This window comes from Microbacterium sp. LEMMJ01 (assembly GCF_002114135.1).
Lineage (GTDB): Bacteria > Actinomycetota > Actinomycetes > Actinomycetales > Microbacteriaceae > Microbacterium.
In genome coordinates this window covers 184,101-209,624 of record NZ_NCTV01000035.1, presented here as the reverse complement: position 1 = coordinate 209,624, position 25,524 = coordinate 184,101, and the positions used below count along the sequence as shown (strand labels likewise).

Below are 25,524 nucleotides of genomic sequence, written 5' to 3'. Positions count from 1 at the left end.
GCCTCATCGCCCTTTGCTCGCGCTGGGAAGCGGCGGCGCGAGTCTTCATTCCCACGTCGGCATGGATCCGGGAGTAGCCTGCTCTGATGAGCTCTGAGCAGTCCGCGGACCCCGAAACCCCCTCAGAGGACTCCCCGAAGCCCCGGCACGCCGGCTTCACCTACGCCCTGGGCCGCAGCCTCATCGCCCCGCTCGCCCGGCTCGTCTACCGGCCGCACATCGAAGGACGCGAGCACGTCCCCACCACCGGCCCGGTGATCTTCGCCAGCAACCACCTGTCGTTCATCGACTCCATCGCCATCCCGGTGGCGGCTCCGCGGCCCGTGCACTTCCTCGCCAAGTCGAGCTACTTCGAGGGCACCGGCATGAAGGGCTGGGCGTCCAAGACGTTCTTCGAGGCGATCGGTGCGATCCCGGTCCGCCGCGGCGCCGGCCAGGCGGCGCTCGACGCCCTCGACCTGCAGCGTCAGCTCCTCGACGAGGGCCTCGCCGTCGCGCTGTACCCCGAGGGCACCCGCTCCACCGACGGCCGGCTGTACAAGGGCCGCACGGGCGTGGCGTTCCTCGCCCTGCAGACCGGCGCCCCCGTCGTCCCCGTGGGACTCATCGGCACCGACAAGGTGATGCCGGTCGGCGCCAAGATGCCCACGCTGTCCGAGCGGATCACCGTGCGCTTCGGGGAGCCCCTGGATCTGTCGCCGCACGGACCGGCGACGAGCGGCCGCGCACGCCGACTCGCGACCGACGAGATCATGGCCGCGATCCACGCCCTCTCCGGTCAGGAGCTCGCGGGCACCTACAACGAGGCGCCGGCGCAGAACGCGATCGAGAAGATCAAGCAGGCGCTCCCGCACGAGCGCCGCTGAGCGCCCCGTTCAGCCGGCGGCCGTCACCGTCGCCTCGTGCCGGACGGGGAAGTTGACCGAGTTGGCGATGAAGCACCACTCGTTCGCCTGGGCGTGCGCCCGCTCGGCCGCCTCGATCATCGACGCCTCGGCGACGACGACCTCCGGTCGCAGCAGCACCTCGACGAAGGACCCGCCGCCGGCGCCGTTCTCGCGCATCAGGCCGCTCGCGGTGTCGCGATAGGAGACGACCACCACGCCGGCCGTCACGCACGCGTGCAGATAGGACAGCAGGTGGCACTCCGAGAGGGAGGCCAGCAAGAGGTCCTCCGGATTCCAGCGCGACGGATCGCCGCGGAAGGGCTTGTCGGACGACGCGAGCAGCTCGGGCTTCCCCTCGACCTCGATCGTGACGTCACGGCGGTAGTCGCGATAACCGCTCGTGCCGGACCCGGCGTTGCCGGTCCAGGTGGAGGTGAGGGCGTAGCGGTGCTCGCCGAGGGCCCGGGGAGTCGTCTGCTCTGGCATGCGCCCAGTCTGCCAGGCGGCGCCGACACCCGGGCTCCGCCCTCGACGGAGCCGCGCCGCACCCGCCGGTAGAGTTGTCGGGTGCTGGAGACTCTCACCGTTCAGGATTCCGTCGAACTCGCCGTCGTGGAGCGGAGCGGCTTCATCGAGTCGCGTCATGCCGGTGCGGCCGTCGTGCTGTCGCCCGAGGGCGAGGTGGTCGCGCGGCATGGGAACGCGGAGGCACTGATCCTCCCCCGCTCCAGCCTCAAGCCCCTGCAGGCAGTCGCCTGCCTCACGGCGGGCGCCGTGCTCGAGGGAGAGCAGTTGGCTCTGTCCACCGCCAGCCATTCCGGAACCGACCGGCACGCCGAGGTCGTTCGCGAGATGCTCACCGCCGGCGGCCTCAACGAGGACGACCTCGCCTGTCCCCCGGCGTGGCCAAGCGACTCCGCGTCCCGCGACGAGATGGTGCGCGAGCACGGCCAAGAGGCGCGGGTCCGGATGAACTGCTCGGGCAAGCACGCCGCGATGCTCCGCGCCTGCATCGCGACCGGCTGGCCCGTCGAGGGCTACCTCGAACCGACCCACCCGCTCCAGGCCCACATCCGTGACGTCATCGAACGCCTGACCGGCGAGAAGATGGCGCACACCGCGATCGACGGCTGCGGCGCCCCGGTGTACGCCCTCACCCTCACGGGCCTGGCCCGTGCGATCCACCGCGTCGGCACCGCCTCCGAGCGCTCCCCGTTCGCGCTGCATCGGGTGGCCGGCGCCCTGGTGAAGGCCGTCCGCGAGAACCCCTGGACCATCGATGGTCCGGGGCGCCCTGACACGATCGCGATCGAGCGGCTCGGCGTCTTCGCGAAGGGCGGCGCGGAGGGCGTCATGGTGATGGTGGCTCCGAACGGGACCACGGTCGCCCTCAAGATGCTGGACGGCGGTGCCCGGGCATCGACGATCGTGGCCGCCACGCTGCTGGCGCGCGCCGGCGGCCTCAGCGAGGCCGACGTGACCGCGCTGGCCGAGGCCCTGCCGCTCGCGGTGCTCGGTGGCGGCTCCCGGGTCGGCGTCGTCCGGCCCGGCGCGGGTATCTGACCGCATATCCGCGGCACGGGATCCGTGTGCCGCCGTCGGGTGGTCATCGACGCCCCAGAGCATCGATGACCACACGCCGGGGTGCGCGGTCGCCGATCACGGACCACGCGCGTCCGGCGTCGGGTCGGGCGTACGGCGGGCGGACGCGGACGCCGACGAGCTGACGCAGCTCGCTGGGCCGCTCCGCCCGGATCAGCACCTCCCCGTGCGACCGCACCCGCTGCCACAGCGCCCAGTGACGTTGCCAGCTCTCGGCATCGGCGACGAGCACGAGCGGCTTGCCGTTCCGGCTCGTCTCGGCACCCGCGGCCTGCACGTCCCACTCCGGGTGCGCCGAGGCCAGCGTCTCGACGACCGAGGCCGCGCCCGGGGTGACCAGCGCCGTCAGCTCCCCCGCCGGTGCCCAGGCCGGCGCCACCTTTCGGAGGGGCTGCACCGGCCGCACGGGCACGCTCTCGGTGTCGATCCACGCGAACTGCATCTCCCGCTCCTCGAGGACCGCCCGCCCCGGCGGCCGGTCTCGTCGGAAGGCCGCCAGCTCGCCACCGGCGGCGAGGTGCTCGACCCGGGTGGGCATCCGGAGCACCGCTCGTCGCGGAAGCGCATCGAACACGCGCGCCAGAGGGCCCACGGCCCGGCTCGCGGCCAGCACCCAGGTGACGGCCGCCTTCGATCGCACGAGGTGCTCCCAGCGCTGGACGAAGTCCTGACCGTCTTCGAGAGGCAGCGTCGCATGGAGAGCGTCGAGGTCGTCGGCGAGCACGACATCGGAGGGAGCGCCGTCCTCCTCCGTCCATGCAAGGAGCTGATCGACGGCGCTCTCGGGGTCATCAGGGAACCACGTGCATTCCGGATACTGCGCGGCGATCACGCGCAGCGCTGTCGTCCTGCCGGTCCCCGGAGCGCCGAGCACAGCGAGGCCGCGCTCGCGCCCCGGACGCAGGACCTCCAGCGGCTGCGCCTGGTGGTCGGGGTCGTCGGCGCGTCCGAGCACGATCAGCGGCCCCTCCTCGGTTCTCCGGTCGCCCGTCCTCGACCCGGCCCGCAGCGTCTCGAGCGGCAGGTGCGTGGGGAGGGCCGGGTGCCACGGCGGTGCGGACGGAGTCGTACCGGACCACCGCTCCCCGATGCGACGGATGTGCTCGTCATCCGCGAGCGCTGTGCGCACGGGGTGGGGCTCCTCGTCCTGGGGGCGTCGGAGCAGCGCCCGACCGCGCCCGTCCGCGCCCCCGGGCAGATCCGCCGCTTCCCCGGTCCCGATCACCGCTCGACTGTCGGCGGCCTCCGCGACGCGGAGGCTGATCCGCAGCGGGCAGTTCGTCGCGAGAGCGTCACGGATGACACCGGCGGCGCGCTGGGTGCCCAGGATCAGGTGCATGCCCAGCGCACGCCCCCGCGCCGCGACATCGGTGAACACCGCCGCGAGCTCCGCGTGCTCCTGCAGCAAGGCGGCGAACTCGTCGACGACGATGACCAGACGGGGCAGGTCGGTCTCGCGCACGTCCCGGGCGCCCATCGCGGCGAGGGCTGCCTCGCGACGCCGCATCTCGGCGGCGAGGCTGGCGACCCCGCGTCGCGCCTCCGTCTCATCGAGGTCGGTGATGACGCCGACCACCTGCGGCAGACCGCGCAACCGGTCGAAGGCCGTTCCTCCCTTGAAGTCCGCGAGGAGGAAGCTCACTCGGTCAGGGCCGTGTCCCGCGCAGACCGCGACGACCCAGCTGACGAGGAGCTCGCTCTTGCCCGTGCCCGTCATCCCCGTCACGATGGCGTGCGGACCGTCCTCGACGATGTCGGCTCCCACGGGCGCGCCATCCCTCCCGGTGCCCAGCGCGACGCGGAGGCCCGGCCCTGCCGGCGGCTGCGGAAGGTCTCGCAGGGCTGTCGCGGTGACGGCGGGCCCCGCCCCGTCCCGGGCGCCGCACAGCTCCGCCGCGGCCGCTGCCTGGGCGGACGACAGGAACTCCACGGCGAGGTCGGCCTCGCCGTCGGGGGTCCGCAGCGTGGCCGCGCCCGGTTCCTCGATGTCGATCACCGTCGTGATGCCCTCCGGGACCTCGGCGCCGGACGGAACGGTCCAGATCACGGCATCCGCACCGGCTCCCGCCCCGCCGGCCGAACCGGTGGCGAGGGCGAGACGGAATCCGCCGCGTCGCGCCCGCTGCGCATGCGGAAGCGCTCGGAGCGCCGGGTCGCACCCCTCGTCGCCGACGAGGGACAGCACGCTCGGCGAGAAGCGCAGGCAGAGCTGGATCACGAGAGCGCGAGCCGCGGCCTGCACGAGCGGCTCCCGGCCGCGGAGGCACACCCCACGGCCGAGGGCGACGACCCACGGCGCGTCCTCCAACACCGCGCAGCGGCGGCGGAAGGCGTGAGCACGGGCGTCGTCACCGCCTTCGCAGCGCACCCCGCTCGCCCGGGATCCGCGTCCCACCACCAGCGGGGTGTCGTCGCCCGGCGGTCGGGCATCCCGCAACGGTCGGTCGCGGATGCAGGATGCCGCATCCGGATGACGGCGTTCCCCCTGCGCCCGCTCCTGCGCGTGGCGACGATGCAGCTCGGCCTCGATGTCGGCCCAGGCGGTGCTCACCCTGAGCGCGTCGGCCTTCCGTTCCCGGCGGCGCCCCCGGGCCGTATCGAGGAGAGAAGCGCCCAGCATCAGGGGACCGAGAGCCGCGAACCACAGCGCGTGCACGGCCCCCGTCGTCATCCAGAGCGCGAGGCCGGCCGCCACGGGGACGACGGCGGCGACGAGGGGAAGCGGGCGGCGGCGGAGCGGTGTCGATGCGGACGGCAGGAGCAGCGGCGAAGGGTCCATGCCCCCAGTGCATCCCACCCCCGGTGCCGATGCGGCCTCTCCACAGGCTGCGGGGCGCTACTCCGCGGAGTCGTCGGATGGGGAGGAGGAGTCCTCGGGGTCGCTGACCTGCAGGACGATCACGGTGACGTTGTCGCGACCGCCGTTGTCGAGAGCCGCGGCGAGCATCGCGTCGACGCTCTCCCCCGGATCGGCGTGCGCGCGGAGGAAGTGCTGGATGCCGTAGTCCGTGAGCTCCTTCGTGAGTCCGTCGGAGCAGATCACGAAGCGATCTCCCGGCCGCACGTCGATGGTCACGTAGTCCGGCGCGGTGAGCTCACTGGCGCCGACGGCGCGGGTGATCACGTTGCTGTACGGGTGTCCCTCGGCCTCTTCCGGGCTGAGCTTGCCCGCCGTGATGAGCTCCTGCACGACGGAGTGATCCGTCGTGACCTGCAGCAGCCGGTCGTCGCGGAGGAGATACACGCGGGAATCGCCGATGTTCAGCGCCACCCAGTGCGGTTCCCCCTCGCGCTCATCGAGATACACACCCGTGAGCGTGGTGCCGGTGCCTTCATCGGTGGTGTCCGGGTGCCCGGCGATGTCGTCCACCGCGAGAGCGAGCGCCTTCTCGATCGCGGACGGAGAGACCTCGTCCGCGTCCACCACCGCGCGCAGCCGGGTGACGGTGCTCTGGCTGGCGATCTCCCCGCCGGCGTGGCCGCCCATGCCGTCCGCGACGATGAACAACGGGTACTCGGCGAGCAGCGCGTCCTGATTCGTCTCCCGGCGTCGCCCCTGGTCGGTGACCCCGGCCCAGGACAGCAGCAACGGACGATGCGCAACCGTGACGGTGTGCGTCTTGGTCTCAGCCACGAACTGCCTCCGATGGACCTGCGGCGAAGGGGACGGGCGCAGGATACTCACACATCGTAGTGGAACTCGCTCTCCTGCTCCGCACCGGGATCCTTGTGAACGGGGCGCGGGACGAAAGGAGGAGAGTGCACGGCCCTCCGGTGCGACGAGTCCATGCCTCCACGTTAGCGGCATGTCGGGGCGTGCCGGCACCACGGACGCGAAGAACCCCCGGTCCGGAGACCGGGGGTTCTTCCACCGTCATCACGCAGGAGGCTGCGTGGGATCGTTCGGCGTGGTCGGCGGAGCCGGAGGCGCCGCAGGCGGAGCCGCCGGAGGCGCGGGAGGCGTGGTGGGCGGAGCCGCGGGCGGAGCCGGCGGAGTGGTGGGCGGCACCGGAGGGATCGGCGCTCCCGTCGCCGGAGCGGTCGGCGCGGCCGGCGGTGCGTAGCCCGGAGCGGCGGGCGGGGTGTACGGCTGCGTCGGAGGAGCGTACCCCTGCGGAGGGGTGCCGTAGCCCTGCGGGGCACCGTACCCCTGGGGCGCGCCGTAGCCCTGCTGCGGCGCGGCCGCGGCGGGCTGGACGGGGATGCCGTCCCAGACCGTGCGGTCGCCGAGGAATCCGTTGCCCGCCCACGGTGCCGGCTGGATGTTCGGGTTCCAGCGCGACTTGTCGAAGGCGTTGATGCCGAGCCAGACGACGGCGAGGAAGACGTAGAGGACAACCCAGACGGCGTCCTTCTGGAGCTTGAGACCCACGCGCCACGCGGCGATGGCCGAGAGCACCCCGAGGGCCAGCGAGAACAGGAAGCCGATGCCGATCCAGCTCAGCAGCGCGGCGCCCGCGATCCCGTAGAGGACGAGCCACGGACTCAGGTCGCCGAGCTTGAAGAAGATCATGGAGTTGTAGACCGGCACCCAGGCGCGCCAGTTCCCCTGGACTCCGGCCTTCTGGAAGATCTTCATGTAGAAGAGCGACACCAGGACGTATCCGGCGACCGCGATCAGCAGAATGACGAAGAAGTAGGCGAAGAGCAGGCCGAGATAGCCCGCTCCGTAGTCGTCGTAACCCATGAGGCTCACATTCTCTGGTCAGGGGAGACGGCTTTCGTCCCCCACCACGAGACTCCCCGCCTCGCATTGGACATGGTAGCGGTGCGCCCAGGGGGCGGCAACGACCGCCGGAGGCGATTCGCCGGGCTCGGGGCGGGCGTCAGTCGGCGACGACCAGGTCGACCTCGCCGGGCACCTTCCCGTCCCGGAGCACGACGTCATGCGCCTGGGCCCACCGCTGCAGCGCACGGAGAGAGCCGAGCCGCGGACGATCCTCCGCCAGCGCGCGCACGAGCAGCCCCTTGCTCTTCTTGTTGAAGTGGTTCAGGGCTCTCCCCTGCTCCGTGACGACCCGCACGTACGCCGACGACACCGCGCGCGGGACCGGACCGAGCGCTGCGTAGGCCTCGCTGCGCAGATCGAGGACGAACGCGGGGGCGTCGGCCGCGATCGCCGCCGACGTCGGATCGGCCCAGTGACGGCGGAGCGGCGCCACTCCGGGCAGCGCCGTGCCGGCAGCGAGCCGATACGTCGGAACCCCGTCCAGGGCGGCGACGGGACCGAACGGGGCGCTGTGGATCCACACATGGGAATCCAGCCAGCGGCGGGACGCGGTGGACAGCGATCCCGCGTCGAGGGCGTCGAACAGCACCCCGGTGTAGCGGTCCACCGCGGGCATCGTGGGTGCGCTCCGCAGAGCCCTGTTGTGTGCGATGTCTCCTCGCTGCCGTTCGCTGAGCTTGAGCACGCGGCGCGCCGAGTCCTCGTCGTCCGCGAGAGCGATGAGCGCGTCGATCACGGCGTTCCGTTGCGGCGCGAGATCGGGAAGCGCGAGCGCCGACACGTCCAGCGGGCTGCCGTCACCGCCCTCGCGCTTGGTCTCGGACGGCGGGAGCAGGATCTTCATAGGACCTCGGGGAAAAGAGACGCGTCCGCCTCGGCACCCGGGCGGGTGTCGAGGCGGACGCGATGTACAGGACTGTCAGGAGATGAGTGCCGCGTTGCCGGCCACGATCGTCAGGACGTCGCCCTCCATCGAGAGGAATCCGTCCTGCGCGTTCGCCAGCACCTTGGCGCCATCCGTCTGGGTGATCCGGACCTGGCCCTCGGCGAGGATGGCCAGCACCGGCTCGTGACCGGACATGAAGCCGATCTCGCCCTCGACGGTCTTGGCGACCACGAGGCTCGCCTCTCCCGTCCAGACCTCCGCGTCGGCGGAGACGAGGCTGACGTGCAGCGCCATGGTCAGGCGTTCTCCTTCTGGATCTGCGCCCAGCGCTCCTCCACGTCGGAGATGCCACCGACGTTGAAGAAAGCCTGCTCGGCGACGTGGTCGAAGTCACCGCGGGTGATCGCATCGAACGACTCGATGGTCTCCTTCAGCGGCACGGTCGAACCCTCGACGCCCGTGAACTTCTTCGCCATGTAGGTGTTCTGCGAGAGGAACTGCTGGATGCGACGTGCACGCGACACGACGATCTTGTCTTCCTCGGAGAGCTCGTCGACACCGAGGATGGCGATGATCTCCTGCAGCTCCTTGTTCTTCTGGAGGATCTGCTTGACCGTGGTGGCCACGCGGTAGTGGTCCTCGCCCAAGTAGCGGGGGTCCATGATGCGCGACGTCGAGGTCAGCGGGTCGATGGCCGGGTACAGACCCTTCGACGCGATCTCACGCGAGAGCTCGGTCGTCGCGTCGAGGTGCGCGAAGGTCGTGGCCGGAGCCGGGTCGGTGTAGTCGTCGGCCGGCACGTAGATCGCCTGCAGCGAGGTGATCGAGTGACCGCGCGTCGAGGTGATGCGCTCCTGGAGGAGGCCCATCTCGTCGGCGAGGTTCGGCTGGTACCCCACGGCGGAGGGCATGCGGCCCAGCAGCGTGGAGACCTCGGAACCGGCCTGCGTGAAGCGGAAGATGTTGTCGATGAAGAGCAGCACGTCCTGCTTCTGCACGTCACGGAAGTACTCCGCCATCGTCAGAGCCGACAGGGCGACGCGCAGACGCGTCCCCGGCGGCTCGTCCATCTGGCCGAAGACGAGGGCGGTCTTGTCGAAGACGCCCGCCTCCTCCATCTCGTGGATGAGGTCGTTGCCCTCACGGGTGCGCTCACCGACACCGGCGAACACCGACACGCCACCGTGGTCCTGCGCGACGCGCTGGATCATCTCCTGGATGAGGACGGTCTTGCCGACGCCGGCACCACCGAAGAGACCGATCTTCCCACCCTGCACGTACGGGGTGAGGAGGTCGATCGACTTGATGCCCGTCTCGAACATCGTGGTCTTCGACTCGAGCTGGTCGAAGTTCGGGGCCTTGCGGTGGATGGGCCAGCGCTCCGTGACCTCGATGGTCTCACCGGGCTCGCCGTTGAGGACCTCGCCGATCACGTTGAAGACCTTGCCCTTGGTGATGTCACCGACGGGGACCGAGATGGCCTCACCGGTGTCACGCACCTCCTGACCGCGGACGATGCCGTCGGTCGGCTTCAGGGCGATGGCGCGGACCAGGTCGTCGCCGAGGTGCTGCGCGACCTCGAGCGTGATCTCGGTGGACTCCTCGCCGATCGTGATCGTCGTCTTCAGCGCGTTGTAGATGTCGGGGATCGAGTCGTGCGGGAACTCGATGTCGACAACCGGACCGTTGACGCGGGCGACGCGCCCGACGACCGCGGTCGCCGGCTGCTCAGCCGTGGCGGTGGTGGTCATTTCTTCGTCTCTTTCCTGAGGGTCTGTCAGCTCGATGCGAGAGCGTCGGCGCCACCGACGATCTCGGCGATCTGCTGGGTGATCTCGGCCTGACGCGCGTTGTTGCGCAGGCGGGTGTAGTCCGTGATGAGCTTGTCGGCGTTGTCGCTGGCCGACTTCATCGCCTTCTGCGTCGCGGCCTGCTTGGCGGCGGACGACTGCAGGAGGGCGTTGAAGACGCGGCTCTGGATGTACACCGGCAGGATCGCGTCGAGCACCGTCTCGGCGTCGGGCTCGAACTCGTACAGCGGGTAGACGGTGCTGCCCGCCTCCGAGTCGTCGGCCTCCGCGATCTCCAGCGGCAGCAGGCGCACGGACTCCGGCGACTGCGTCATCATGCTGACGAAGCGGTTGTACACGAGGTGGATCTCGTCGACGCCGCCGTCCTCTCCCCCACGGTTGAAGGCCTCGAGAAGCGTCTGCGAGATCTCCTCCGCCGTGTGGAACGAGGGGGTGTCGGTGTCGCCGGTCCACTCTGCAGCGGCCTCGATACGACGGAACTGGAAGTACCCGACGGCCTTGCGGCCCACGAGGTAGAACACCGGCTCCTTGCCCTGCTCACGCAGGAGCTCCGCGACCTCGAGACCCTCACGGAGGATCTGCGAGTTGAAGGCTCCGGCGAGGCCGCGGTCCGACGAGAAGATCACGACCGCGGAGCGGCGGATCGTCTCGGGCTCGCGGGTGAGCGGGTGGTCGACGTTCGAGTGCGTCGCGACGGCGGACACGGCCCTCGTCACGGCCCGCGCGAAGGGAGTGGACGCCTTGACGCGTGCCATCGCCTTCTGGATGCGCGAAGCCGCGATGAGTTCCATCGCCTTCGTGATCTTCTTGGTCGTCTGAGCAGAAGAGATCTTCTGCTTGTAGACCCTGAGTTGAGCGCCCATGAATCAGTACCTCACGCGATTACGCGCGACGACCCTTGACGATCTTCTCCTGGTTGACGTCCTCGGCCTCGGCCGCAGCGTGCTCCTCGTGACCAGGGGCGCCGATGGCGTGGCCCTTGCCGCCCTGGAACTCCAGGAGGAAGTTGTCGGTCTGCTTGTCGAGCTCGGCGACGGTCGCGTCGTCCAGCACGTTCGTCTCCCGCAGCGTGTCGAGCACCTTGGTGTTGCGACGCAGGTAGTCGAGCAGCTCGCGCTCGAAGCGGAGCACGTCCTCGACCTCGATCGAGTCGAGCTTGCCGTTGGTGCCGGCCCAGATCGAGACGACCTGCTCCTCCACCGGGTACGGCGAGTACTGCGGCTGCTTGAGCAGCTCGGTCAGACGGGCACCGCGCGAGAGCTGACGGCGCGACGCGGCGTCGAGGTCCGACGCGAACATCGCGAACGCCTCGAGCGAGCGGTACTGCGCCAGCTCCAGCTTCAACGTTCCGGAGACCTTCTTGATCGACTTCACCTGGGCGTCACCACCGACACGCGACACCGAGATACCCACGTCGACCGCGGGACGCTGGTTGGCGTTGAAGAGGTCGGACTGCAGGAAGATCTGGCCGTCGGTGATCGAGATCACGTTGGTCGGGATGTACGCCGAGACGTCGTTCGCCTTGGTCTCGATGATCGGGAGACCCGTCATCGAACCGGCACCGAGCTCGTCGGACAGCTTCGCGCACCGCTCGAGCAGACGCGAGTGCAGGTAGAAGACGTCGCCCGGGTAGGCCTCGCGGCCCGGCGGGCGGCGGAGCAGCAGGGAGACGGCACGGTAGGCCTCGGCCTGCTTCGACAGGTCGTCGAAGATGATCAGGACGTGCTTGCCGCCGTACATCCAGTGCTGGCCGATGGCCGAACCGGTGTACGGAGCGAGGTACTTGAAGCCGGCGGGGTCGGACGCCGGAGCCGCCACGATGGTGGTGTACTCCAGAGCGCCGGCCTCTTCGAGCGCGCCCTTCACCGAAGCGATGGTCGAGCCCTTCTGACCGATGGCGACGTAGATGCAGCGGACCTGCTTGTTGACGTCGCCGGACTCCCAGTTGGCCTTCTGGTTGATGATCGTGTCGATCGCGATGGCCGTCTTGCCGGTCTGACGGTCGCCGATGATGAGCTGGCGCTGGCCGCGGCCGACCGGGATCATCGCGTCGATGGCCTTGATGCCGGTCTGCATCGGCTCGTGGACCGACTTGCGCTGCATGACGCCGGGGGCCTGGAGCTCGAGCTCGCGGACACCCTCGGTCGCGATCGCGCCGAGGCCGTCGATCGGGTTGCCGAGCGGGTCGACCACGCGGCCGAGGTAGCCGTCACCGACCGGGACGGAGAGGACCTCACCCGTGCGGGTGACTTCCTGACCGGCCTCGATGCCGGTGAAGTCGCCGAGGACGACGACGCCGATCTCGTGCTCGTCGAGGTTCAGCGCGAGACCCTTGGTGCCGTCGGCGAAGGTCACGAGCTCGTTCGCCATGACGCCGGGAAGTCCCTCGACGTGAGCGATGCCGTCGGCGGCGTCGATGACGGTGCCGACCTCGGTCGCCGCGGCCCCGGTGGGCTCGTACGCGGCGGCGAAATCCTTCAGCGCGTCACGGATGACGTCGGGGCTGATCGATAGTTCTGCCATTGTCTTCCCTTTGTATCTGGGTGCGCGGTTCCCCGCGCGAAGTCGTGTTAGCCCGCGAGCTTCTGGCGAAGGTCGGCGAGTCGTGCGGAGATGCTGCCGTCGATGACGTCATCGGCGATCTGCACGCGCAGGCCTCCGACGACGCTGGGGTCGATGACGACGTTGAGGGACACCTGGCCGCCGTATCGCTGCGAGAGCGTCTGGCCGAGTCGCGTGCGCTGGGCGTCGCTGAGCTCGGTCGCCGTGTGCACCGTGGCCACGAGGCGGCCGCGCTGGCTCGAGACGATGCGCATCGCCCGGCTCAGCAGCTGCCGCACCCGGCGCTCGCGCGGCTGACGCACGAGGGACGTGACGATGAGGGCCGTCGGAGCGCTGGCGGAGGCGTCGGCGAGGAGACGCTCGACCAGGGCGGCCTTCGCGTCCTCTCCCCCGAGCCGGCTGCCGAGAGCGAGTTCGAGCTCCGGGTTCGCCGCGATCACGCGCGAGAAGCCGAAGAGCTCTCCCTCGATGTCCGCGCCGGGCTCGGCGATGGTCGCCGCCCGGATCGCGAGCTCTTCGAGGCCGTCGATCAGCTCGGACGCGTTCGACCAGCGCTCGGCGACCGCGGTGCGCAGGACGTCCTGCGCTGCGGAGCCGTACTGGCCGAACACCGCGGACACGACGTTCTGCCGGGCCGTGGTCGGAGCCGAGGGGTCAGCCAGCGCGCCGCTCAGCTGAGACGATTCGCCCACGGCCCGCGCGGCCGCGAACAGCTCGCGCGCGGTCTCGAGGGTGACGTCCTTCGCTGCGGCAAGCGTCTGAGTGGATGCCGCGAGTGCCTGAGCGGTCGCGCTGCCCATTACTGAGCCGCCTTCTCGGATGCTTCGAGATCGGCGAGGAAGCGGTCGACCACGGCGGCCGCGCGAGCGTCGTCGGAGAGCGTCTCGCCGACCACGCCGCCGGCGAGGTCGAGAGCGAGCGAGCCGACCTCGCTGCGCAGGGAGACGAGAGCCGTCTGGCGCTCGGCCTCGATCTGCGTGTGCGCGGTGGCGGTCAGACGCGCGGCCTCGCTGGCTGCGGTCTCCTTCGCCTCGGCGATGATCTTCTTGCCGTCCTCACGGGCGGCCTCACGGATCTCACCGGCCTCGGTACGCGCCTCGGCGAGCTGCCGGGTGTACTCCTCGAGAGCCGCTTCCGCCTGCTTCTGCGCCTCATCGGCCTTGGCGATGTTGCCCTCGATGGCGGCGGACCGCTCGTCGAGCATCTTCGTCAGACGGGGAAGGGCGACCTTCCACACGACGGCGAGGATGATGAGGAACCAGAAGCCCGACCAGATGATGTCGTACCACGCGGGGATCAGCGGGTTGTTCGCCGCCTCACCCTCAGCCGCGAGGTTCGTGACAAGAGCGTTCAGCATCCTGTCTCCTTCAGAAGTCGGTGGGGATTACGGGAAGGGGATGAATCCGACGGCGATGCCGACGAACGCAAGCGCCTCGGTGAAGGCGATACCGATCCACATGAGGACCTGCAGGCGACCGGCCAGCTCGGGCTGACGGGCGACGCCCTCGATGGTCTTGCCGACCACGATGCCCACACCGATGGCCGGGCCGATGGCCGCGAGGCCGTAGCCGACCGCCGCGAGGTGGCCGTTGATTTCAGCGAGAACCGTAGTTGCGTCCACGGGTTTTTCCTTTCGTTGGGTGGGAGGGCTGTTGCCCGCCCGCTCAGTGCTCTTCTGCGACCGCGAGCTGGATGTAGACCGCGGTGAGGACGGTGAAGACGTATGCCTGCAGGACGGCCACCAGGATCTCGAAGAGAGTGAAGGCGCCACCGAAGGCGAGGGTTCCGATACCGAGGGCGGCCCAGCCGCCACCCGCGGTGAAGAAGAAGAACTGGGTCGCTGCGAAGCAGAGGACCAGGATCATGTGGCCGACGACGAGGTTCATCAGCAGTCGCAGGGTGAGGGTCACCGGGCGGATGATGAACGTCGAGATGAGCTCGATCGGCGTGACGATGAAGTAGACCGGCCACGGCACGCCCGACGGGAAGAGGGCGTTCTTGAAGAAGTTCTTCGGGCTCTTCTTGATGCCGGCGTAGATGAACGTGACGTAGCTGACCACGGCGAGCGTGAGCGGCACCGCGATGATCGCCGTTCCCGGCATGTTCAGGAACGGGATGATGCCCGTGATGTTCATGAACAGCACCATGAAGAAGATCGTGGTGAGGATCGGCAGGAACCGGTCGCCGTCCTTGCGGCCCAACAGGTCGTGGGCGATGCCGCCGCGGACGAAGCCGAGGCCCATCTCGACGAGGCTCTGGAACCGGCCGGGCACGACCTTCATGCGGCGGGTGCCGAGCCAGAGGATCAGGACGACGGCGATCACCGAGAGCAACTGGATCAGGTGGATCCGGTTGACCGGGATGGGTCCGACGTGGAAGAGGATCTCCGGGAAGAACTCATCGATCGAAGGGCCGTGGAACTCGCCATCAGAGGACGCGAGTCGGGGGGTCAGGGTCGCAGCAAGATTAAACAGCGCGGGCTCCAGCTTCGGGGCACCGGTCAGAACCGGGGCGACGATGGTCGGTGTGCTACACAGCGCAAGCGCTCGCGGGCGAGCGGCGGGCACTCCTCAACACTATCAGAATCCAAGGGTGCCCTAAGACCGCGGGGCCGTGTCCGCCGGGCCGTCCGGGGCATCGTTCGCTGCTCCCGGGGCGCGGTCCTCCGGCACCTCGGTGGGCAGCGTGGTGTCGCTGACGTTCGGCAGGCGCATCTGGGTCAGGACGACCACGTCGATGATCAGCGACATGAGCACGCCCGCCACGATCGACAGGAAGAACACCATCGGCTCGATCCACGGCTGTCCCGCGAGCAGGATCATCACGACGACGAAGACGCCGAGCTTCAGCAGCCAGCCGCCGAGCACGATCGCGAAGAAGAGCTGCACATAGAGCGGGTCGCCGTACCACCGGTTCGCGATGAGGATGCTCAGCCCGGTGATGCCGAGGAAGAGCGCAGCGAGGAGCACGCCGAGCAGTCCGCTGATCAGCCCCTCCCCCTGCGCGACGGCGAATCCGATGCCGCCGGCGACGAGGGCGAGCACGACGGTGGCCACGGCCGACCAGATGAGCGTGCGACGCAGGATCGGGGTGCTGGAAACGGGGCTCGGGCTCATCGGGGCTCCAGAGGGATCGGGTCGGGCGCGGCGCCCGCGGCGGTCTTGCGTCGGCGGGTGGGACTCAGGGTGATGACGAGGCACGCGGCGATGCCGACGACGCCGAACACGACGCCGGGGATGTACTGGCCCGGCCAGTCCTCCCTGGCGCCGACGTACATCAGGAGGACGGCGAGCGAGATGACGGCCGTCCAGGCGTAGAAGATGAGGACGGCGTCGCGGTCGCGGTGACCGAGGTCCAGCATCCGGTGGTGCAGGTGCTTGCGGTCCGGGGAGAACGGCGAGCGGCCGGCGCTCATCCGGCGCAGCACGGCGAGCCCGAAGTCCAGGAGCGGCAGGAGCACGACGAGCAGCGGAAGCAGGATGGGCAGGAAGGCGCCGATCAGCTGCGAGCGTCCGAGGCGCTCCGGGTCCAGCGCCGAGGGGTCCATCTGTCCGGTGATCGCGATGGCCGACGTCGCCATGAGCAGGCCGATGACGAGCGCACCGGAGTCGCCCATGAACAGCTTCGCCGGGCTCCAGTTCAACGGCAGGAACCCGAGGCACGCCCCGATGAGGACCGCGGCGAGGAACGTGGAGAGGTTGAAGTAGCTCGAGGCACCGGAGTCGCGCGTGAAGATGTACGAGTAGGCGAAGAACACCCCGTTGGAGATCAGGCAGACGCCGGCGACGAGACCGTCGAGGCCGTCGATGAAGTTCACGGCGTTCATGACGATCACGATCGCGAACATCGTGATCGTGATGCTCAGCCAGCTCGACACCACGATGAGGTCGCCGAACGGCAGGGAGAGGATCTGCAGGCCGCCACCCACGGTGATGATGCCCGCGGCGAGGAACTGCGCGCCGAGCTTGATCATCCAGTCGATGTCCCAGAGGTCGTCCATGACCCCGATCACGGCGATGAGGAGGGCGGCCGCAAGGATGGACCACATGGTCTGCGGGGGCGTCCAGATGCTCTGGAAGAAGGGGTTGGCCGCCGAGATCGCGAAGGCGGCCACGATGCCGAAGAAGATCGCGACGCCGCCGAGGCGGGGCGTCGGCGTGGTGTGCACGTCGCGCTCGCGGATGCCGGGATACAGCTTGAAGCGCAGGCTCAACCGCCACACCGCCCACGTCAGCACGAAGGTGATCGCGGCGGTGACGATGATCGTGAAGAGGTACTGCTTCACGAATCCCCGTCCTGCGGCTCCGGCTCGAGCAGATCGCCCAGGACCTCGCGCAGCTGCTCTCTCGTCACCACGCCGTCCCGCAGGACCCGGACCACGCCCGGCTCGGCGTCGGAGGCGCGGCGGACGAGCGAGGTGGCGTCGATGATCGTGGACGCGACGCCGTTCCTGCTCATGCCGTCGTCCAGATACACCGCGACGCTGTCGCCCAGCATCTTCTCGGCGTCGAGCGCGGAGATCGCCGCCGCCTTGCCGGTGAGGTTGGCGCTGGACACCGCGAGCGGCCCGGTCTCGGCCAGCAGTTCGAGAACCACGCGCCCCTCGGGCATGCGCACGGCCACGGTCCCCCTGGTCTCCCCCAGGTCCCACACCAGCGAGGGCTGCGCGGGAAGGACGATCGTGAGGCCGCCGGGCCAGAAGGCGTCGACGAGGCGCTGGACCGGCTCCGGGACCTCCTCCGCGAGGGCCGTCAGCGTCTCCTTCGTGCCGACGAGAACGGGCGGCGGCTGATTGCGGCCGCGCCCCTTGGCATCCAGGAGGCGCTGCACCGCGGGCGGCGAGAAGGCGTCGGCGGCGACGCCGTAGACGGTGTCGGTGGGGATGACGATGAGGTCGCCGCGGCCGATCGCCTGACGCGCGTTGCGCATCCCGGCGAGCAGCTGCGCCTCGTCGCTGCAGTCGAAGATGGGGGACATGACGGTTCGATTCTACGCGGGGCGGGTTCGGGACGACCTCGACGTCTGCTGATCAGGGACGCACGGCGGTGGTGGCGCGATCGCGCAGCGTCAGATCGCGATGGGTGGCCGCGGCCCGCCAGCCGTCCGCCGCGAGCAGCTCCCGGATCGGAGCGCCCTGCAGCTCACCGTGCTCGATCACCAGCGTCCCCCCGGGCCGGAGCAGTCGCAGTGCGCGCGTGCTGAGGACGCGGACGACGTCGAGACCGTCCTCTCCGCCGTAGAGGGCCAGCGCCGGATCGAACAGCCGGACCTCCGGATCGCGGGGGATCGCCTGCGCCGGCACGTACGGCGGGTTGGAGATGACGACGCTCGCGGTGCCATCGAGCTCGGGGAACGCGTCTGCCAGGTCCGAGAGCACGAGGGTGAGGTTCTCGACGCCCGCGACGTTGCGTCGGGCCCAGGCGTGCGCCTCCGGAGAGAGCTCAGCGGCGTACACCCGGGCGTGCGGCACCTCGGTGGCCATCGCGAGCGCGATCGCGCCGCTGCCGGTGCCGAGGTCGACCCCGATCGGTGACGGCTCCCCCGAACCCAGGAGAGCGTCGATCGCGTACTGCACCACCGTCTCCGTCTCGGGACGCGGGACGAAGACGCCAGGGCCGACCGCGAGCTCCAGGTGCCGGAACGGCGCAGTTCCGGTGAGGTGCTGCAACGGCTCCCTGCGCGCGCGGCGGTCGACGAGGGCGTCCAGCGCCGCCGCGTCGTCATCGGTGAGCCGGTCGCCGCGGATCACCGCCGCCTGCACCTCTCCCCTGCGCTGTCCGCGGACGTGTCCGGCGAGCAGCTCCGCATCGACGAGGGGGTCGGGCACGCCGGCGTCGGCGAGACGCTGCGCCGCGGCGCGCACGGCGGCGGCGAGGGAGAGGTCGGGCATGGCTCCAGCGTAGAGTGCGCGACCGTCACAATGCCCCGTCCCCCATCGCGCTCGCCTAGGCTGGATCGGCAGCGCACCCGCACAGGAAGGCTCCCCCATGTCCGGCATCCACCCCGACATCACCACCGCTTTCGGGAACACCCCGCTCGTCCGCCTCAACCGCGTGACCGAGGGCCTCGGCGCCACCGTGCTCGCGAAGCTCGAGTACTACAACCCGGCGTCCAGCGTGAAGGACCGCATCGGCATCGCCATGATCAACGCCGCCGAGGCCGCCGGCGAGCTCGCCCCCGGCGGGACGATCGTGGAGTCGACGAGCGGCAACACCGGCATCGCCCTCGCCATGGTGGGCGCCGCGCGCGGCTACCGCGTCATCCTCACGATGCCCGCCTCGATGTCGAAGGAGCGCCGCGTGCTGCTCAAGGCGTTCGGCGCGGAGATCGTCCTCACCGACCCCACGAAGGGCATGAAGGGGGCGATCGAGGAGGTCAAGCGCATCGTCGACGAGACCCCGGGCGCCATCTGGATCCGCCAGTTCGAGAACGCGGCGAACCCGCAGATCCACCGCGAGACCACGGCGCAGGAGATCCTGCGCGACACCGACGGCGCGGTCGACATCTTCATCGCCGGCGTGGGCACGGGCGGCACGGTCACCGGCACCGGCCAGGCCCTGAAGGCGGCGAAGCCCGAGGTCCAGGTCATCGCCGTCGAACCCAAGGACTCCCCCGTCCTGACCGAAGGGCACCCCGGACCGCACAAGATCCAGGGCATCGGCCCGAACTTCGTGCCCGACGTGCTCGACCGCGAGGTGCTCGACGAGATCATCACGGCGGAGTTCGAGGACTCGCTGCGCGTGGCCCGCGCGCTCGCGGCGAAGGAGGGTCTGCTGGTCGGCATGTCCTCCGGTGCCGCCGTCTCGGCCGCGCTGACCGTCGCCGCGCGCCCGGAGAACGCCGGCAAGACCATCGTCGTGATAATCCCGGACACCGGCGAGCGGTACCTCTCCACCGCCCTGTTCGAGGATCTGCGCGAGGACTGAGGTCGTCGATGGGCATGATCGGGCGAATGCGCGAGGACATCGCCGCCGCGCGCCTTCGCGACCCGGCCGCGCGCACCGCGGTCGAGGTCGCGCTGCTCTACCCGGGGCTGCACGCCATCTGGGCGCACCGCATCTCGCACGCGCTGTGGCGGCGGCGCCTCCGGCTCCTCGCCCGCACCGGGTCGCAGGTCGCCCGGTGGCTGACGGGCGTCGAGATCCATCCCGGCGCCCGGATCGGCCGACGCTTCTTCATCGATCACGGCATGGGCGTCGTCATCGGCGAGACGGCGGAGATCGGTGATGACGTGCTGATGTACCACGGTGTGACCCTCGGCGGCCGGACCAGGGACGTCGGCAAGCGGCACCCCACCCTGCAGGACGGCGTGGCCGTGGGCGCGGGGGCGAAGATCCTCGGCCCCGTCACGGTCGGAGCCCGTTCGGTGGTGGGCGCCAACGCCGTGGTCACCAAGGACGCCCCCGCCGACAGCGTGCTCGTGGGTGTGCCGGCGAAGCCGCGTCAGCGGACCGCCGGTGAGGACACCAGGGCGCTGCTGACCGCCCCGGACTACTCCATCTGACGCGCAGCCCTTCGACCCGAGCGACGGCCGCTGCGGCCCTCCATCCGGCGCCGCAGGAAGATGAGCGGCAGCAGCACGCTGCCGAGCGCCGTCACGAGCCAGACGATGACGGCGCCCAGCAGCCACCCGGTCAGGTCGACGATGCGCAGGCCCCCGATGGGAAGCAGCACGACGACCATGAGGGCGATGAGCGTGGAGAAGATCCCGATGCCGCCCATGAGCACGGGCGCATAGCGGTCGGCGAGCCTGCTGACCCACGGCGACAGAACGCTCTGCAGCACGGCGAACACGACGATGCACACGACGAACCCCCACCACTGGTCCCACTGGATCTGGAAACCGTCGAGGAGGAGGTCCGCCGCCAGCAGACCGAGGCCGGCCGACACGAGGTACATCAGGCCGCGATACAGGAGTGTGATCACGGGGCGAGCCTAGCGCGGCACCGGGGCGCGGTCACTGCGCGACGAAGAACGGGACGGCACCGACCAGGATGCCGATCCCCAGCATCACGAGCGACACGATGACCGCGCGCCACAGCACCTTGCGATGGTGGTCTCCGAGGTTCACCCCGGCGAGGGAGACGAGCAGCAGGATCGCGGGCACGAGCGGGCTCTGCAGATGCACCGGCTGCCCGGTGATCGAGGCCCTGGCCATCTCGACCGGATCGATGCCGAAGTTCGCCGCGCTCTGGGCGAGCACGGGGAGGATCCCGAAGTAGAAGGCGTCGTTCGACATGAAGAACGTGAACGGGATGGACAGCACGCCCGTGATCGGGGCGAGGAACGGGCCGAGTGCGGGCGGCAGCACGTTCGTGATCCACGTCGCCATCGCGTCGACCATGCCGGTGCCGGAGAGGACCCCCACGAGGACGCCGGCGGCGATGACCATCGACACGACGCCGACGATGCTCGGGGCGTGCGCGACGATCTCCGCCGCCTGGTCCTTGATGCCGCGGAAGTTGACGACGAGCGCGATGCCCGCGCCGACCATGAACACGTAGGGCAGCGGCAGGATGTCGATCACCAGGAGCACCATGACCGCGACGGTCAGGAGGAGGTTGAACCAGATCAGCCGCGGACGCAGGGTCGGGCGGGCGGGATCCAGCATGGTGTCGGCCATCGCCGTGTCCGCGGGGTCGACGCTCCCGGCGGCGACCGGAGCGTGTCCGCCGGCGACGACGACGAGGTTGCCGGTGCGCAGCGAGGCACGAGCGCCCGGCTTGAGCTCGGCGCCGCGGAAGATCCGGGGCACCGAGGAGAGGACGCCGCCGTCGGCTCCGGTGAGCCGGCCGTCCGCGTCGATCCGCCCCAGACGCCGCCGCTCCCCCAGCCCGAGGAGCCAGGCGAAGCCGAGCGTCACGACGATGCCTGCGCCGAGGGCGGGGAGCATCGGCACGAAGATCTCCGTCGGCTGGACACCGAGCGCGGTCGCGGCGCGCACGGTCGGGCCGCCCCACGGGACGATGTTGAGCGTGCCGTTCATGAGGCCGGCGACACAGGTGAGGACGACGGGGCTCATGCCGAGGCGGAGGTAGATGGGCAGCATCGCGGAGGTCGTGATGATGAAGGTCGTCGAGCCGTCGCCGTCGAGGGACACCGCGCCCGCGAGGATCGCCGTCCCGAGCACCACCTTCGCGGGGTCGTCGCCGAGCACCCGCGTGATCAGCCGGATGAGGGGATCGAAGAGGCCGACGTCGATCATGATGCCGAAGAACATGATCGCGAACATCAGCAGCGCGGCCGTGGGCGCCATGGTGCCGATCGAGTCGAGGATCATGTCGCCGAGCCCGAGCCCTGCTCCCGCGAAGAGCCCGAAGGCGGTCGGCACGAGGATCAGGGCCACCATCGGGGTGAGGCGCTTGGTCATGATCAGCGTCATGAACACGAGGACCATCGTGAAGCCGAGGATGACGAGCACACCCTCCGGCGGCACGAAGGCCACGTCGTAGGTCGGTGCCTCCTCCTCGGCGGCAGCGATCAGCGCGGTCGATGCGTGGAACATGCGTGACTCCTTCGTCGTCGCTCCGTCATCGCTGACGGATCCTGACGAGGCTAGGGAATCCGGAGACGCCGAGCGCGGTATGCCGCATAACCGCGCCTTGTGCGCGTACCGTGACTTCTGCGCATATTGCGCGTCGAGGAGGTGTCGATGTCCCCGCGGAGACGGGTCCGGTTCGCGACCCGCGCGCTGCTGCTGCACCTCGCCGCCGTCGCCCTCGTCGTGACGCTGTGCACGGGCGTGTACCTCGCCCTCGCGGTCCAGCAGCTGCGCGCCGAGGCGGAGTCGACCGCGCTCGGCATCGCGAGGACCCTGGCCGAGGACGCGCAGGTGCGGGCGGCGGTCGCCGCCATCTCCGCGTCGGACGACGAGCCGGACGCGGAGGCGCTGCGCAACGGAGACCTGCAGCAGATCGCCACCGACGTCATGGCCCGCACCGGGGCCCTGTTCGTCGTCATCACGGACGATGAAGGCATCCGACTCGCCCATCCGCTGCCCTCGCGGATCGGCGAGGTCGTGAGCACCCCGTTCGCCGCGGTGCTGGCGGGACGCGAGGTGGTCGACTGGCAGACCGGCACGCTCGGCGAGTCCGCCCGCGCGAAGGTGCCGGTGCGCGACGACTCCGGCACGCCGGTCGGCGAGATCAGCGTCGGGTTCGAGCGCAACGGCGTCTTCGACGACCTGCCGCCGCTGCTCGCCGCTCTCGGTCTGACCGCCGCCGGCGCGCTCGCCCTCGCCCTCCTGACCTTCCTCCTCCTGCGCCGGCGCTGGGAACGGTTGACCATCGGCGTGCAGCCCGAGGAGCTGGTCGCCCTCGTGCAGAATCAGACGGCGGTGCTCGACGGCGTCGGCGACGGCGTGCTCGCGGTCGATCAGGACGGCGTCGTGCGCGTGAGCAATGCCGCGGCGGACCGGCTTCTCGGGCTCCACGATCCGGTCGGCCGCACCGTGGACGCGCTTCCCCTCCCCCCCTGTCGTGCGCGACACCGCCACCGGGGCTCGCGACCGCGCGGAGGCCGTCGTGGGCGACCGGATGCTGTACCTCGAGTCGCGCGCGGTGCGACGCGACGGGCGCGCGCTCGGCGATGTGCTGATCGTGCGCGACCGCACCGACCTCATCGCCCTGACCGAGCGGCTGGAGGCCGTCCGGACGATGACCTCCGCGCTGCGTGTCCAACGCCACGAGTTCGCGAACCGCCTCCATGTGGCCGCGGGCCTCATCGACGCCGGTCGCGTCGACGACGCCAGGGCGTTCCTCGACGAACTGGTGAGCCGCGGTCCGGTGGCGTTCCCCGTCACCGGACTCGACCTCGTGGGCGACCCGTTCCTGCACGCCTTCCTCGGAGCCAAGGGCGTCGAGGCCGCCGAACGGGGCGTCGCCCTGCGGATCGCGGCGGACACCCAGGTGATCGGCACCGTCCGTCGAGCGGAGGACGTGGCCAGCGTGCTCGGCAACCTCGTGGACAACGCGGTCGTGGCCGCCGTCGCGGGCGCGCGGGAGCCGCGGTGGGTGGAGGTCTCGGTGCTGAGCGACGGTGACGCGCTCGTCGTCACGGTGGCCGACTCCGGCGAGGGGCTCCGCCCGTCCGACCCCCGGCCGCACGCCGACGACGGGAGCGCGGACTCCGTGCACGGACACGGCATGGGACTGCCGCTCGCGACGGAGATCGCCCGCCGCAGCGGCGGCGACCTCTGGATCATCGACTCCGGCGGTCCCGATCACGGCGCGGTCTTCGCCGCCCGGCTCGGGGATGCCGTCGACCCCGCTCCGCGTGTCCCGAAGGAGGACCGATGACCGAACCGCTGCGCGCGCTCATCCTCGACGACGACTTCCGGGTGGCTGACCTGCACCGGACGATCGTGGACGATCAGCCCGGATACACCGTGACCGGGACCGCGCGGTCCTGCGCCGAGGCGCGCGACCTCGTGCGCTCGACACGCCCCGACCTCCTGCTCGCCGACGTCTACCTCCCCGACGGGGACGGCATCGGACTCGTCCGCGAGCTCGGGGTCGACGCGATCCTCATCTCCGCCGCGGACGACGCGCCCACCGTGCGCCGCGCACTGCGAGCCGGCGCCGTGGGCTACCTCGTGAAGCCTTTCGACCGACGTGCTCTCACGGGACTCCTCGACCGGTACACCCGCTACCGCAACCTGCTCGCGGGTGATCGGCCCGTCACGCAGGAGGACGTGGACCGCGCGCTGGCGATCCTGCACGGCGGCGGCGAGCCGGTCTCCCTGTCGCGCTCGGCCACCGAGCAGCGCGTGCTCGCGGCGCTCGGCGACGGCGAGGCTTCAGCGGCGGAGGTCGCCGAGCGGGTCGGCATCTCCCGGGCCACGGCGCAACGGCACCTCGCGGCGCTCGCCACACGGACCATCGTCGAGGTGCGCTTGCGCTACGGGTCGACCGGGCGTCCCGAGCACCGGTACGCCGCGCGCACCTGACGCCGTCGCGGCGGCCGCTCAGCCCTCGGAGCCGACGGCGGCCAGACGGGCCTCTTCGTCGGCGGCGATGGCGCTCTCGATGATGGGGTCGAGCGCGCCGTCCATGACCTGATCGAGGTTGTACGCCTTGAACCCGGTGCGGTGATCCGCGATCCGGTTCTCGGGGAAGTTGTAGGTGCGGATGCGCTCCGAGCGGTCCATGCCGCGGATCTGCGACTTGCGCGCGTCCGAGGCGGCCGCATCGAGCTCCTCCTGCTGCTTGGCCAGCAGCCGGGCACGCAGCACCCGCATCGCCGCCTCGCGGTTCTGCAGCTGCGACTTCTCGTTCTGCATCGACACGACGATCCCGGTGGGCACGTGCGTGATGCGGACAGCGGAGTCGGTGGTGTTCACCGACTGTCCGCCGGGGCCCGACGAGCGGAACACGTCGATCTTCAGATCGTTCTGATCGATCTGGATCTCCTCGGGCTCGTCCACCTCGGGGAACACGAGCACGCCGGTCGTGGAGGTGTGGATGCGGCCCTGCGACTCCGTGGCGGGAACCCGCTGCACGCGGTGCACGCCGCCCTCATACTTCAGATGCGCCCAGACACCCTGTGCGGGGTCGGACGAGGAACCCTTGATGGCGACCTGGACGTCCTTGTAGCCGCCGAGGTCGGACTCGTTGCGCTCGAGCAGCTCGGTCTTCCACCCCTTCGACGCGGCGTACTGCACGTACATGCGCAGCAGATCCGCGGCGAACAGGGCCGACTCCGCGCCGCCCTCCCCCGCCTTGATCTCCATGATCACGTCGCGGGCGTCGTCCGGGTCGCGCGGGATGAGGAGGCGCCGCAGGCGCTCCTGCGCCGCCTGCACGCCCTCTTCGAGGGCGGGGACCTCCGCGGCGAAGGCCTCGTCCTCACGGGCCAGTTCCCGCGCCGCCTCGAGATCGTCGACGGCAGCCGTCCACGCCTCATGCGCCGCCACGATGCGCGACAGCTCGGCATACCGACGGTTCACGCGCTTGGCGCGAGCCGCGTCGGCGTGCACCGCCGGGTCGGAGAGCTCCTCCTGGACCCGGCGATGCTCGTCGATCAGAGTCTGGACGGACTCGAACACGT

At 70.3% G+C, this 25,524-nt stretch carries 26 protein-coding genes and 1 pseudogene; 7 read left to right on the top strand and 20 right to left on the bottom strand.

Translation table 11 applies throughout. From position 1 onward, the window contains the following. The first annotated feature begins 86 nt into the window (after positions 1-86). Complete coding sequence (locus B7W94_RS14285; protein ID WP_085607265.1) at positions 87-866, top strand: lysophospholipid acyltransferase family protein; 780 nt, start codon at positions 87-89, stop codon at positions 864-866. A 9-nt stretch (positions 867-875) separates the two neighbouring features. On the opposite strand, the gene B7W94_RS14280 is transcribed toward B7W94_RS14285, so the two are convergent. Further along, positions 876-1,373 (bottom strand): OsmC family protein, encoded by a 498-nt coding sequence (locus B7W94_RS14280; protein WP_029989208.1) that lies wholly within the window; start codon positions 1,371-1,373, stop codon positions 876-878. A gap of 81 nt (positions 1,374-1,454) precedes the next feature. Between B7W94_RS14280 and B7W94_RS14275 the strand changes: the two genes are divergently transcribed. Then, entirely contained in the window at positions 1,455-2,450 is a 996-nt protein-coding gene (locus tag B7W94_RS14275) for an asparaginase (RefSeq protein ID WP_025103158.1), read from the top strand. Positions 2,451-2,493: 43 nt separating this feature from the next. On the opposite strand, the gene B7W94_RS14270 is transcribed toward B7W94_RS14275, so the two are convergent. The 16 genes from B7W94_RS14270 to prmC form a co-directional block, all read right to left on the bottom strand. Further along, positions 2,494-5,268 (bottom strand): FtsK/SpoIIIE domain-containing protein, encoded by a 2,775-nt coding sequence (locus B7W94_RS14270; protein WP_085607263.1) that lies wholly within the window; start codon positions 5,266-5,268, stop codon positions 2,494-2,496. Positions 5,269-5,325: 57 nt separating this feature from the next. Beyond that, positions 5,326-6,123 carry a PP2C family protein-serine/threonine phosphatase gene (locus B7W94_RS14265; protein WP_025103156.1) on the bottom strand — a complete coding sequence of 266 codons (798 nt, stop codon included), beginning with the start codon at positions 6,121-6,123 and terminating at the stop codon, positions 5,326-5,328. A gap of 243 nt (positions 6,124-6,366) precedes the next feature. Beyond that, the gene (locus B7W94_RS17970) at positions 6,367-7,176 is read right to left on the bottom strand and encodes a DUF4794 domain-containing protein (RefSeq protein ID WP_025103155.1); all 810 of its coding nucleotides are present in this window, start codon (positions 7,174-7,176) and stop codon (positions 6,367-6,369) included. Between the two features lie 139 nt (positions 7,177-7,315). Continuing rightward, positions 7,316-8,062, bottom strand: a complete 747-nt coding sequence (locus B7W94_RS14260; RefSeq protein ID WP_085607261.1) for a YaaA family protein — start codon at positions 8,060-8,062, stop codon at positions 7,316-7,318. 75 nt (positions 8,063-8,137) lie between these two features. After that, positions 8,138-8,398, bottom strand: a complete 261-nt coding sequence (locus tag B7W94_RS14255) for a F0F1 ATP synthase subunit epsilon (protein ID WP_025103153.1) — start codon at positions 8,396-8,398, stop codon at positions 8,138-8,140. Positions 8,399-8,400: 2 nt separating this feature from the next. Continuing rightward, positions 8,401-9,855, bottom strand: coding sequence for a F0F1 ATP synthase subunit beta (gene atpD, locus B7W94_RS14250; protein WP_025103152.1), 1,455 nt, complete (start codon positions 9,853-9,855; stop codon positions 8,401-8,403). Between the two features lie 26 nt (positions 9,856-9,881). After that, entirely contained in the window at positions 9,882-10,778 is an 897-nt protein-coding gene (locus tag B7W94_RS14245; protein WP_025103151.1) for a F0F1 ATP synthase subunit gamma, read from the bottom strand. A 19-nt stretch (positions 10,779-10,797) separates the two neighbouring features. Then, positions 10,798-12,438: a F0F1 ATP synthase subunit alpha gene (gene atpA, locus B7W94_RS14240; RefSeq protein WP_062634989.1), complete on the bottom strand. Its 1,641-nt coding sequence runs from the start codon at positions 12,436-12,438 to the stop codon at positions 10,798-10,800. 47 nt (positions 12,439-12,485) lie between these two features. Further along, positions 12,486-13,277 carry a F0F1 ATP synthase subunit delta gene (locus B7W94_RS14235; RefSeq protein WP_025103149.1) on the bottom strand — a complete coding sequence of 264 codons (792 nt, stop codon included), beginning with the start codon at positions 13,275-13,277 and terminating at the stop codon, positions 12,486-12,488. After that, on the bottom strand, positions 13,277-13,834 hold the full coding sequence (locus B7W94_RS14230) for a F0F1 ATP synthase subunit B (RefSeq protein ID WP_025103148.1): 558 nt from the start codon (positions 13,832-13,834) through the stop codon (positions 13,277-13,279). Before B7W94_RS14230 ends, B7W94_RS14235 begins: the two co-directional genes overlap by 1 nt. Positions 13,835-13,861: 27 nt before the next feature. After that, positions 13,862-14,098, bottom strand: coding sequence for an ATP synthase F0 subunit C (gene atpE / locus B7W94_RS14225; RefSeq protein WP_025103147.1), 237 nt, complete (start codon positions 14,096-14,098; stop codon positions 13,862-13,864). A gap of 43 nt (positions 14,099-14,141) precedes the next feature. Next, positions 14,142-14,930 carry a F0F1 ATP synthase subunit A gene (gene atpB / locus B7W94_RS14220; RefSeq protein WP_036292497.1) on the bottom strand — a complete coding sequence of 263 codons (789 nt, stop codon included), beginning with the start codon at positions 14,928-14,930 and terminating at the stop codon, positions 14,142-14,144. A gap of 144 nt (positions 14,931-15,074) precedes the next feature. After that, complete coding sequence (locus tag B7W94_RS14215; RefSeq protein ID WP_025103145.1) at positions 15,075-15,593, bottom strand: hypothetical protein; 519 nt, start codon at positions 15,591-15,593, stop codon at positions 15,075-15,077. Beyond that, positions 15,590-16,762 carry an MraY family glycosyltransferase gene (locus tag B7W94_RS14210; protein WP_025103144.1) on the bottom strand — a complete coding sequence of 391 codons (1,173 nt, stop codon included), beginning with the start codon at positions 16,760-16,762 and terminating at the stop codon, positions 15,590-15,592. Before B7W94_RS14210 ends, B7W94_RS14215 begins: the two co-directional genes overlap by 4 nt. Beyond that, a complete protein-coding gene (locus B7W94_RS14205) occupies positions 16,759-17,454 on the bottom strand; it encodes an L-threonylcarbamoyladenylate synthase (protein WP_025103143.1) in 696 nt (231 codons plus the stop codon). The genes B7W94_RS14210 and B7W94_RS14205 overlap by 4 nt, the downstream gene beginning before the upstream one ends. A gap of 52 nt (positions 17,455-17,506) precedes the next feature. Then, complete coding sequence (gene prmC, locus B7W94_RS14200; RefSeq protein WP_025103142.1) at positions 17,507-18,367, bottom strand: peptide chain release factor N(5)-glutamine methyltransferase; 861 nt, start codon at positions 18,365-18,367, stop codon at positions 17,507-17,509. Positions 18,368-18,464: 97 nt separating this feature from the next. Between prmC and cysK the strand changes: the two genes are divergently transcribed. Together cysK and epsC are read left to right on the top strand one after the other, a co-directional pair. Then, positions 18,465-19,403, top strand: a complete 939-nt coding sequence (gene cysK, locus B7W94_RS14195) for a cysteine synthase A (protein WP_025103141.1) — start codon at positions 18,465-18,467, stop codon at positions 19,401-19,403. Positions 19,404-19,411: 8 nt separating this feature from the next. Further along, on the top strand, positions 19,412-19,981 hold the full coding sequence (epsC, locus tag B7W94_RS14190) for a serine O-acetyltransferase EpsC (protein WP_025103140.1): 570 nt from the start codon (positions 19,412-19,414) through the stop codon (positions 19,979-19,981). On the opposite strand, the gene B7W94_RS14185 is transcribed toward epsC, so the two are convergent. After that, positions 19,969-20,403 (bottom strand): phage holin family protein, encoded by a 435-nt coding sequence (locus tag B7W94_RS14185; protein ID WP_025103139.1) that lies wholly within the window; start codon positions 20,401-20,403, stop codon positions 19,969-19,971. The genes epsC and B7W94_RS14185 overlap by 13 nt on opposite strands. A 31-nt stretch (positions 20,404-20,434) precedes the next feature. Beyond that, positions 20,435-21,982, bottom strand: a complete 1,548-nt coding sequence (locus B7W94_RS14180; RefSeq protein WP_025103138.1) for a CitMHS family transporter — start codon at positions 21,980-21,982, stop codon at positions 20,435-20,437. 147 nt (positions 21,983-22,129) lie between these two features. On the opposite strand from B7W94_RS14180, the pseudogene B7W94_RS18410 reads away from it, so the two are divergent. The 3 genes and pseudogenes from B7W94_RS18410 to B7W94_RS14170 form a co-directional block, all read left to right on the top strand. Beyond that, positions 22,130-22,600, top strand: a pseudogene (locus B7W94_RS18410) (sensor histidine kinase); the annotation flags it as partial. A gap of 355 nt (positions 22,601-22,955) precedes the next feature. Further along, on the top strand, positions 22,956-23,774 hold the full coding sequence (locus B7W94_RS18405; RefSeq protein WP_253247448.1) for a sensor histidine kinase: 819 nt from the start codon (positions 22,956-22,958) through the stop codon (positions 23,772-23,774). Next, complete coding sequence (locus B7W94_RS14170; protein WP_025103136.1) at positions 23,771-24,424, top strand: response regulator; 654 nt, start codon at positions 23,771-23,773, stop codon at positions 24,422-24,424. The genes B7W94_RS18405 and B7W94_RS14170 overlap by 4 nt, the downstream gene beginning before the upstream one ends. Positions 24,425-24,442: 18 nt before the next feature. Here B7W94_RS14170 and prfA read toward each other — a convergent pair whose 3' ends face one another. Then, a complete protein-coding gene (gene prfA / locus B7W94_RS14165; RefSeq protein WP_025103135.1) occupies positions 24,443-25,522 on the bottom strand; it encodes a peptide chain release factor 1 in 1,080 nt (359 codons plus the stop codon). Positions 25,523-25,524 lie beyond the last annotated feature (2 nt).